At 69.3% G+C, this 7985-nt stretch carries 7 protein-coding genes and 2 tRNA genes; 2 read left to right on the forward strand and 7 right to left on the reverse strand.

The genetic code is table 11. From position 1 onward, the window contains the following. Window positions 1-255: 255 nt before the first annotated feature. Window positions 256-328: transfer RNA gene (locus tag ACIQUQ_RS11030), tRNA-Ala, on the reverse strand. 157 nt (window positions 329-485) lie between these two features. On the opposite strand from ACIQUQ_RS11030, the gene ACIQUQ_RS11035 reads away from it, so the two are divergent. Then, a complete protein-coding gene (locus tag ACIQUQ_RS11035; protein WP_399944030.1) occupies window positions 486-1034 on the forward strand; it encodes a helix-turn-helix domain-containing protein in 549 nt (182 codons plus the stop codon). A 27-nt stretch (window positions 1035-1061) separates the two neighbouring features. Continuing rightward, a complete protein-coding gene (locus tag ACIQUQ_RS11040) occupies window positions 1062-2363 on the forward strand; it encodes a serine/threonine-protein kinase (RefSeq protein ID WP_403973802.1) in 1302 nt (433 codons plus the stop codon). A gap of 25 nt (window positions 2364-2388) precedes the next feature. Here ACIQUQ_RS11040 and ACIQUQ_RS11045 read toward each other — a convergent pair whose 3' ends face one another. The 6 genes from ACIQUQ_RS11045 to ACIQUQ_RS11070 form a co-directional block, all read right to left on the reverse strand. Continuing rightward, window positions 2389-3684, reverse strand: a complete 1296-nt coding sequence (locus ACIQUQ_RS11045) for a hypothetical protein (protein ID WP_403973805.1) — start codon at window positions 3682-3684, stop codon at window positions 2389-2391. Between the two features lie 126 nt (window positions 3685-3810). After that, entirely contained in the window at window positions 3811-3945 is a 135-nt protein-coding gene (locus tag ACIQUQ_RS11050) for a DLW-39 family protein (RefSeq protein ID WP_208809277.1), read from the reverse strand. 148 nt (window positions 3946-4093) lie between these two features. Further along, window positions 4094-4167: transfer RNA gene (locus tag ACIQUQ_RS11055), tRNA-Ile, on the reverse strand. A gap of 94 nt (window positions 4168-4261) precedes the next feature. Continuing rightward, a complete protein-coding gene (locus tag ACIQUQ_RS11060; RefSeq protein WP_403973807.1) occupies window positions 4262-4774 on the reverse strand; it encodes a DUF3566 domain-containing protein in 513 nt (170 codons plus the stop codon). Between the two features lie 93 nt (window positions 4775-4867). Then, window positions 4868-7471 (reverse strand): DNA gyrase subunit A, encoded by a 2604-nt coding sequence (gyrA, locus tag ACIQUQ_RS11065; RefSeq protein ID WP_403973809.1) that lies wholly within the window; start codon window positions 7469-7471, stop codon window positions 4868-4870. 43 nt (window positions 7472-7514) lie between these two features. Continuing rightward, window positions 7515-7985: toprim domain-containing protein (locus tag ACIQUQ_RS11070; protein WP_403973811.1), on the reverse strand; the 471-nt coding region annotated here is incomplete at its 5' end.

The raw sequence follows: 7985 nt of genomic DNA on the forward strand, positions 1-7985 counted from the left end.
TTTTGATCAGGGGCATCTAAGGCCATCGCCTGCGGAGCCAATTGCGGCAAGTCGGTCATGCGGGCTTATCGAACCGACATCGAAATCAAACCGTTCCCGACCAGCGCAAATGATCATGAAACGCGCATCACCCGGGCTCCACCGGACGCCCGGCCCGCCGCCGGCCGCCCCGGCCGGCCGCCGGACCACCCGCCACCCGTACGCAAAAAAGACCCTCCTCCCCACGTTTCCGCAGGTCGGAGGGTCTTTCCGAAGTGGAGCCTAGGGGAGTCGAACCCCTGACATCTGCCATGCAAAGACAGCGCTCTACCAACTGAGCTAAGGCCCCGAAAGTGGATGCGACCGGACTCCGCTGAGCCTCGGCCACTGCCGCAGACCAGAGTACCGGGTCATCCCCTGTATCCCGCAAAATGATAGGGACTCCCGGTCCGCGACCACTCTCCGTAAGATGCTCGCGAGGTTCGCACCAGCGAAGGGGAGTAGTAGTGGACGCAGTACAGCAAGAGGCCACGGCCAGAGCCAGAGAGCTTCAGCGCAGTTGGTACGGAGAGCCCCTCGGCGCGCTCTTCCGCCGGCTCATAGATGACCTCGGCTTGAACCAGGCCCGCCTCGCTGCCGTGCTCGGCCTGTCGGCGCCCATGCTGTCCCAGCTGATGAGCGGCCAGCGCGCCAAGATCGGCAACCCGGCAGTGGTCCAGCGCGTCCAGGCCCTCCAGGAGCTGGCCGGGCTCGTCGCCGACGGCAGTGTCAGCGCGGCCGAGGCCACCGACCGGATGGACGAGATCAAGAAGACCCAGGGCGGCTCCGTCCTGAGCAACACCTCGCAGACCACCACCAGTTCCGGTGCCCCCACCGTGCGCCGCGTGGTACGTGAGATCCAGTCGCTGCTGCGCTCGGTGGCCGCGGCGGGAGACATCATCGATGCGGCGGACTCCCTCGCACCGACCCACCCGGAACTGGCAGAGTTCCTCCGGGTGTACGGCGCCGGGCGCACCGCTGACGCGGTGTCCCACTACGAGGCGCACCAGGGCTGACACCAGACGGGGAGCGGGCGCAGCGCGATGGGTGAGGTCTTCGCCGGTCGGTACGAACTGATCGATCCGATCGGACGAGGTGGGGTCGGGGCGGTCTGGCGGGCCTGGGACCAGCGGCGGAAGCGGTACGTGGCCGCCAAGGTGCTCCAGCAGAGCGACGCCCACACCCTGCTGCGTTTCGTCCGTGAGCAGGCACTGCGGATCGATCACCCCCATGTGCTGGCCCCCGCCAGCTGGGCGGCCGACGACGACAAGGTGCTGTTCACCATGGACCTGGTGAGCGGCGGCTCGCTCGCCCATGTCATCGGCGACTACGGGCCCTTGCCGCCCCGCTTCGTCTGCACCCTGCTCGACCAACTGCTGTCCGGATTGCAGGCGGTGCACGCGGAGGGCGTCGTGCACCGCGACATCAAGCCGGCCAACATCCTGCTGGAGGCCACCGGAACCGGCCGGCCGCACCTGCGGCTCTCGGACTTCGGCATCTCCATGCGCAAGGGCGAGCCCCGCCTGACGGAGACCAACTACGTCGTGGGGACACCGGGTTACTTCGCACCCGAGCAACTGATGGGAGCGGAGCCCGACTTCCCCGCCGACCTGTTCGCCGTCGGACTGGTCGCCCTCTACCTGCTGCAGGGCCAGAAGCCCGACGCGCAGGCGCTCGTGGAGCACTTCATGGCCCACGGAACTCCGGGTGCCCCACAGGGCATTCCGGAGCCGCTGTGGCAGGTCATCGCCACTCTCCTGCAGCCCGACCCGGCGGTCCGCTTCCGTACGGCCACAGGGGCCCGCAAGGCCCTCACGGCGGCCGTGGAGCTGCTTCCCGAGCCCGGCCCAGACGAGGAGCCGGTCGAGGTGTTCGACCAGCTGGGCCCCCTCCCCGGGGGCTTCGGCCCCGAGGGGCCGGCACCCGTCGCGAGTGCCGCTCCCACACCGGCCGATGTTTCACGTGAAACACCTCCCCCGCCGGCGGCGGCCACCCCTTCCGCCACGGTGTACTCCCCCGGCGAACCCACCCAGACCTCGGCAACCATGGCCCGGAGCCCGTACGCGACGCCCCCGGCGAACCCGTACGCGCCCCAGCCGGCCATGTCGGAGACCGGCAGCTTCCACCTGGCTCCCCCGCCCGGCGCCCCTGCCGGCCCCTTCCCCCAGCAGGACAGCACCCGGCCCTACACGGCCCCGCACCCCCTGGCGGGCCCGCCGGCCACCCCGCCGCCCACGCAGCCCCCGGCGCCCCGTCCCGGCCCCCCGAGGAAGGTCGCCGTACCGGTCCTGCTGCTCGCCCTGGTCTGCTTCGCCGTGGGCCTCTGGGCCCTCACCCAGACCTGAGCCACCCGGCGCCGTACCGGGCCTCCTACGCGGCGGCCCTGCGCCGCGCCAGCAGCGTCCAGCCGCCGAGCCACAGCAGCAGCACGGTCCCGGCACCGATGCCGCCCGCCGCGACGATCCGCATGGTGGCGCGGGAGTCGGCCGCCTCGGAGGCCTCGATCGCGGTCTGCCCCGCGTCGGCGGCCGCCCGGTCCTCGTCGGTCAGCCCGAAGCCGGCCTTCGTGGCCTGCTCCGGCTCGGCGTAGGCCGGTCCCTGGGCCGCCTGTCCGGTCAGCTTCACCCGCAGCGTGAGCGGGACGGAGCCCGTGGTGAACTCCCCGACCTTCTGGTTCAGCGTGACGGCCAGGTAGTGCCATCCGGCGCTGCGCAGCTGCCGCATGTCGCTGTTGTCGGAGAAGCGGTTCTCGTACGCGACCGGTGCCAGCGGTCCGAGCGGCAGCCTCAACTGCTTGCCGCTGTAGGTGTCGTTCGTGGAGTGCACGAGGTTCCGCACGGGCGTGTAGACCTCGGAGATGAGGCCGTAGGAGGCGTAGCCGGAGTCCTTGGTCATCTGGGCGTCGGACAGCTCCACGTCCACGCTCAGCTGCTGCCCCCAGTCCACCGGCACCCGGTAGAAGAGGGTCTGCCCGGGGCGGATGTCCGCAGTGTAGACGCCCTTCCCCACGGCGCGCGCGTCGTTGAACCCGGTGCCGCCCGCACGCTTCACCGGCGCGCCGCCGGGAGCGGAGACCGGAGCGGACGGGTAGGCGCTCGGGCCGGTGGTGGGCGCGTTGCCGCCCGCCAGGCCCGGCTCCCGCACGACCTGGAGCTCCATGGGCCACTCGCCCTGGTCGGACTCCTTGTCGGTCTCCCGGGTGACCTTCACGTAGTAGGTGCCGGCCGCCTGGCAGTCGCCGTCCTCCTCCAGCCGGCGCACCGCGAGGTCCGCGAGGGGCCGGGCCTGGTCGCCGCCGAAGGTGACGGCGCCGGAGCTGGTGCACTCCTTGCCGCCCGTGTCCATCAGGACCACGTCGACGCCGTCGCCGTACTTGACCTTCGCGTCCGCCTTCGGCCGTACCGTCGCCGAGACGTAGACGCTGGACTTCCCGTCGAGCTCCACCCGGTAGAACCGCTCGGTGCCCACCGGCAGCGTGTCCTCGTACGTCCGGCCGGCCCGCAGCTCGGGGCCGTTCGCCGTGCTGGCGCCGCCCTCGACCGCCTCGGCCCCCGGGCGCGGCACGTACGACGGGACGGGCTCCGGAGCCGCGTACGCCGTCCCGGGGGCGGCCGCCAGGGCACCCGCCACCAGCGAACCGACCAGTCGCCTCGACCCGTGCTTCATCACGCCCCACCCCGAGTTTGCTAGCGCAAGCAGAAAGTTAGCAAAAACGAACGAACTACCGCAGAACAGCACAAAGCCCCGGCCGCAGCGGCAGCCGGGGCTTCATGACTCAGCCTTCGGTCGGTCTCACACACCGGAGCCGGACGGCACGGAGTCGGTCGCCTCCGTCCACAGGTCCTGCTCGGCGCGGTCCGCCTGGATCTGGCGGTACACGAGGAGCCCGCCGATGGCGGCCAGTGCGACCAGGAGCAGCTTCTTCACCGCGCGACCTCGTCTTTCGTTGACGTAGGGGACTTCTGGCGCCCGACTATACACACCGACCGATACCGATCGGTGACCTAGGGAACGACCGGGGGCCCACAACGGCAACGGCCCGACGGAGAGTCTCCGTCGGGCCGTTGCCGATCTGTGGGGCTAACAGGATTTGAACCTGTGGCCTCATCCTTATCAGGGATGCGCTCTAACCAACTGAGCTATAGCCCCTCCGCGCTGCGCGCTGACCTCTGAAGATTAGCGCACAGACCCGGTAGTTCCCAAATCGCTGGTCACGGCCCTGCGAGGGCCCCAGCAGAGCGCCCTACTCGTCCTCGGCGAGGGTCAGCTCGACGCCGCCCACGAAGCCCGCCGACAGGTTGTAGATGAAGGCGCCCAGCGTGGCCAGCGCGGTGGCCAGCACCACGTCGATGACCGCGATCACCGACGTGAAGATCAGCACCCGCGGCAGGGACAGGAAGGACTGCAGGTCGAAGCCGTTGCTCTCGTTGGAGCCGGTGGCCTCGCTGATCGTCCCGCCCACGGTCGAGAAGACGCCCATGGCGTCCATGACCATCCACAGCACCGCCGCCGCGATGATCGTGCAGATGCCCAGCGCGATCGACAGCAGGAAGCTGACCTTCATGACCGACCAGGGGTCGGCCTTCGCCACGCGCAGCCGCGCCTTGCGCGTACGGGGCGTCGTACGGGCCCCCGTGCGCGCCACGCGCTGCTGCTGCTCGCCGCGCTGCGCACCGGGCCCCGCAGGGGCCGCGTACGCCTGCGGCGGGTGGTAGGGACCGGCAGCCTGGGGCTGCGGCCCGCGGGTGTCCGTCACGGTTCCCCCCTGGGAGTCCGCGGCGGGGCCACCGGCACCGTTCTCTCCAGTGGTGGCCGATCCGGCGCCGGTGGCTCCGCTCACGTTCTACTCCTACTGCTCCGCGGCCGAGGACTCGGTGCCCTCGGCGGCCTCGGTGACCTGTGCTTCCTCGGCCTGACCCTCGACTGCGTCGGTCTCGTCGACCTCGTCAGCCTCCTGGCCGGCTTCGGCGTTCCGCGCGATGCCGACGACGGCGTCGCGCTTGCCCAGGTTGATCAGCTGGACGCCCATGGTGTCACGGCCGGTCTCCCTGACTTCGTTGACTCGCGTACGGATCACACCTCCGCCGAGCGTGATGGCGAGGATCTCGTCCGTCTCCTCGACCACCAGGGCCCCGACGAGGGAACCACGGTCCTCCACGATCTTGGCGGCCTTGATTCCGAGGCCACCTCGTCCCTGGACGCGGTACTCGTCGACGGGGGTCCGCTTGGCATAGCCGCCGTCCGTCGCGGTGAAGACGAACGTACCGGGCCGGACGACATTCATCGAGAGCAGCTCGTCACCCTCGCGGAAGCTCATGCCCTTCACACCGGAGGTGGCACGGCCCATCGGGCGCAGCGCGTCGTCCGTCGCCGTGAAGCGGATGGACTGCGCCTTCTTGCTGATCAGCAGCAGGTCGTCCTCGGAGGACACCAGCTCGGCGCCGATCAGCTCGTCGTCGTTGCCGTCCTCCTGCTCGCGCAGGTTGATGGCGATGACGCCGCCCGAACGCGGGGAGTCGTAGTCCTTCAGCGCCGTCTTCTTCACCAGACCCGCCTTGGTGGCGAGGATCAGGTACGGGGCGGCCTCGTAGTCGCGGATCGCGAGGATCTGCGCGATCTGCTCGTCCGGCTGGAAGGCCAGCAGGTTCGCCACGTGCTGGCCGCGCGCGTCCCGGCCGGCGTCCGGCAGCTCGTACGCCTTGGCGCGGTAGACCCGGCCCTTGTTGGTGAAGAACAGCAGCCAGTGGTGCGTGGTGGAGACGAAGAAGTGGTCGACGATGTCGTCTTCCTTCAGCTTCGTGCCCCGGACGCCCTTGCCGCCGCGCTTCTGCGAGCGGTAGTCGTCGGTCTTGGTCCGCTTGACGTAGCCGCCACGGGTGATCGTGACGACGATGTCCTCTTCGGCGATCAGGTCCTCGATGGACATGTCGCCGTCGAACGGCACCAGCTTGGAGCGCCGGTCGTCGCCGAACTTCTCGACGATCGCCGCCAGTTCCTCGCTGACGATGGCGCGCTGCTTCTCCGGGGAGGCCAGGATCGCGTTGTACTCGTTGATCTTGGCCTGGAGCTCGTCGTGCTCGGCGACGATCTTCTGGCGCTCCAGGGCGGCCAGCCGGCGCAGCTGCATCTCGAGGATGGCGTTCGCCTGGATCTCGTCGATCTCCAGGAGGTCCATCAGGCCGGTACGGGCGACCTCGACCGTGTCGCTGCGCCGGATGAGGGCGATGACCTCGTCGATCGCGTCCAGCGCCTTGAGCAGGCCGCGCAGGATGTGGGCGCGCTCCTCCGCCTTGCGCAGGCGGAACTTCGTACGCCGGACGATGACCTCGATCTGGTGGTGCACCCAGTGGCGGATGAACGCGTCGAGCGACAGCGTGCGCGGCACGCCGTCCACCAGCGCCAGCATGTTGGCGCCGAAGTTCGTCTGGAGGTCGGTGTGCTTGTACAGGTTGTTCAGCACGACCTTGGCGACCGCGTCCCGCTTGAGGACGATCACCAGGCGCTGGCCCGTGCGCGAGGAGGTCTCGTCACGGACGTCGGCGATGCCGCCGATCTTGCCGTCCTTGACGAGGTCGGCGATCTTCTGCGCCAGGTTGTCGGGGTTGGTCTGGTACGGAAGCTCCGTGACCACCAGGCACTGGCGGTTCTGGATCTCCTCGACGGCGACCACCGCGCGCATCGTGATGGAGCCGCGGCCGGTGCGGTACGCCTCCTCGATGCCCTTGCGGCCCACGACCAGCGCGCCGGTCGGGAAGTCGGGGCCCTTGATGCGCTCGACGAGCGCGTCCAGCAGCTCCTCGTGCGAGGCCTCGGGGTTGGCCAGGTACCACAGCGCGCCGTCCGCGACCTCGCGGAGGTTGTGCGGCGGGATGTTGGTGGCCATGCCGACGGCGATGCCGGCGGAGCCGTTGACCAGGAGGTTCGGGAAGCGCGCCGGCAGGACCGTCGGCTCCTGGTTGCGGCCGTCGTAGTTGTCCGTGAAGTCGACGGTCTCCTCGTCGATGTCGCGGACCATCTCCATCGACAGCGGCGCCATCTTGCACTCGGTGTAGCGCATGGCGGCCGCCGGGTCGTTGCCCGGAGAGCCGAAGTTGCCGTTGGAGTCGACCAGCGGCATGCGCATGGACCACGGCTGGGCCAGGCGCACCAGGGCGTCGTAGATGGAGGAGTCGCCGTGCGGGTGGTACGTGCCCATGACGTCGCCGACGACGCGGGCGCACTTGTAGAAGCCCTTCTCGGGCCGGTAGCCGCCGTCGTACATCGCGTACAGCACGCGCCGGTGGACGGGCTTGAGGCCGTCACGTACGTCCGGCAGCGCGCGGGACACGATGACGGACATCGCGTAGTCGAGGTAGGAGCGCTGCATCTCCGTCTCGAGCCCGACGGGCTCGATCCGCAGCTGCGGCTCCTCTTCGGGGGTCTCGGTGGTGGTGGGAGTGTTCTCGTCGGCCATTGCTGGTCTTCAAGTCCTTTCAGGCGGTCAGCGACGGACCGACTCAGATGTCGAGGAAGCGGACGTCCTTGGCGTTGCGCTGGATGAAGGAGCGTCGTGCTTCGACGTCCTCGCCCATCAGTACCGAGAACAGGTCGTCGGCCTGGGCCGCGTCGTCCAGCGTGACCTGGCCGAGCACGCGGTGGTCCACGTCCATCGTGGTCACCCGCAGCTCCTCGGCGTTCATCTCGCCCAGACCCTTGAACCGCTGGATCGAGTCTTCCTTGATCCGCTTGCCCTGCTGCTTGCCCAGCTCGACCAGCGCGTCGCGCTCACGGTCCGAGTACGCGTACTCGAAGTCGTCACGACCCCACTTGATCTTGTACAGCGGCGGGCGGGACAGGTACACGTGCCCGGCCTCCACCAGCGGCCGCATGAACCGGAACAGGAACGTCAGCAGCAGGGTGTTGATGTGCTGGCCGTCGACGTCGGCGTCCGCCATCAGAATGATCTTGTGATAGCGGAGCTTCTCGAT

The sequence above is a fragment of the Streptomyces sp. NPDC101118 genome (genome assembly GCF_044759445.1).
Classification (GTDB): domain Bacteria; phylum Actinomycetota; class Actinomycetes; order Streptomycetales; family Streptomycetaceae; genus Streptomyces.

Coding starts and splice junctions, on each gene's coding strand:
- ACIQUQ_RS11045 (WP_403973805.1), bottom strand. CDS start 3,684: ATGAAGCACGGGTCGAGGCGACTGGTCGGTTCGCTGGTGGCGGGTGCC.
- gyrA (WP_403973809.1), bottom strand. CDS start 7,471: ATGGCCGACGAGAACACTCCCACCACCACCGAGACCCCCGAAGAGGAG.
- ACIQUQ_RS11040 (WP_403973802.1), top strand. CDS start 1,062: ATGGGTGAGGTCTTCGCCGGTCGGTACGAACTGATCGATCCGATCGGA.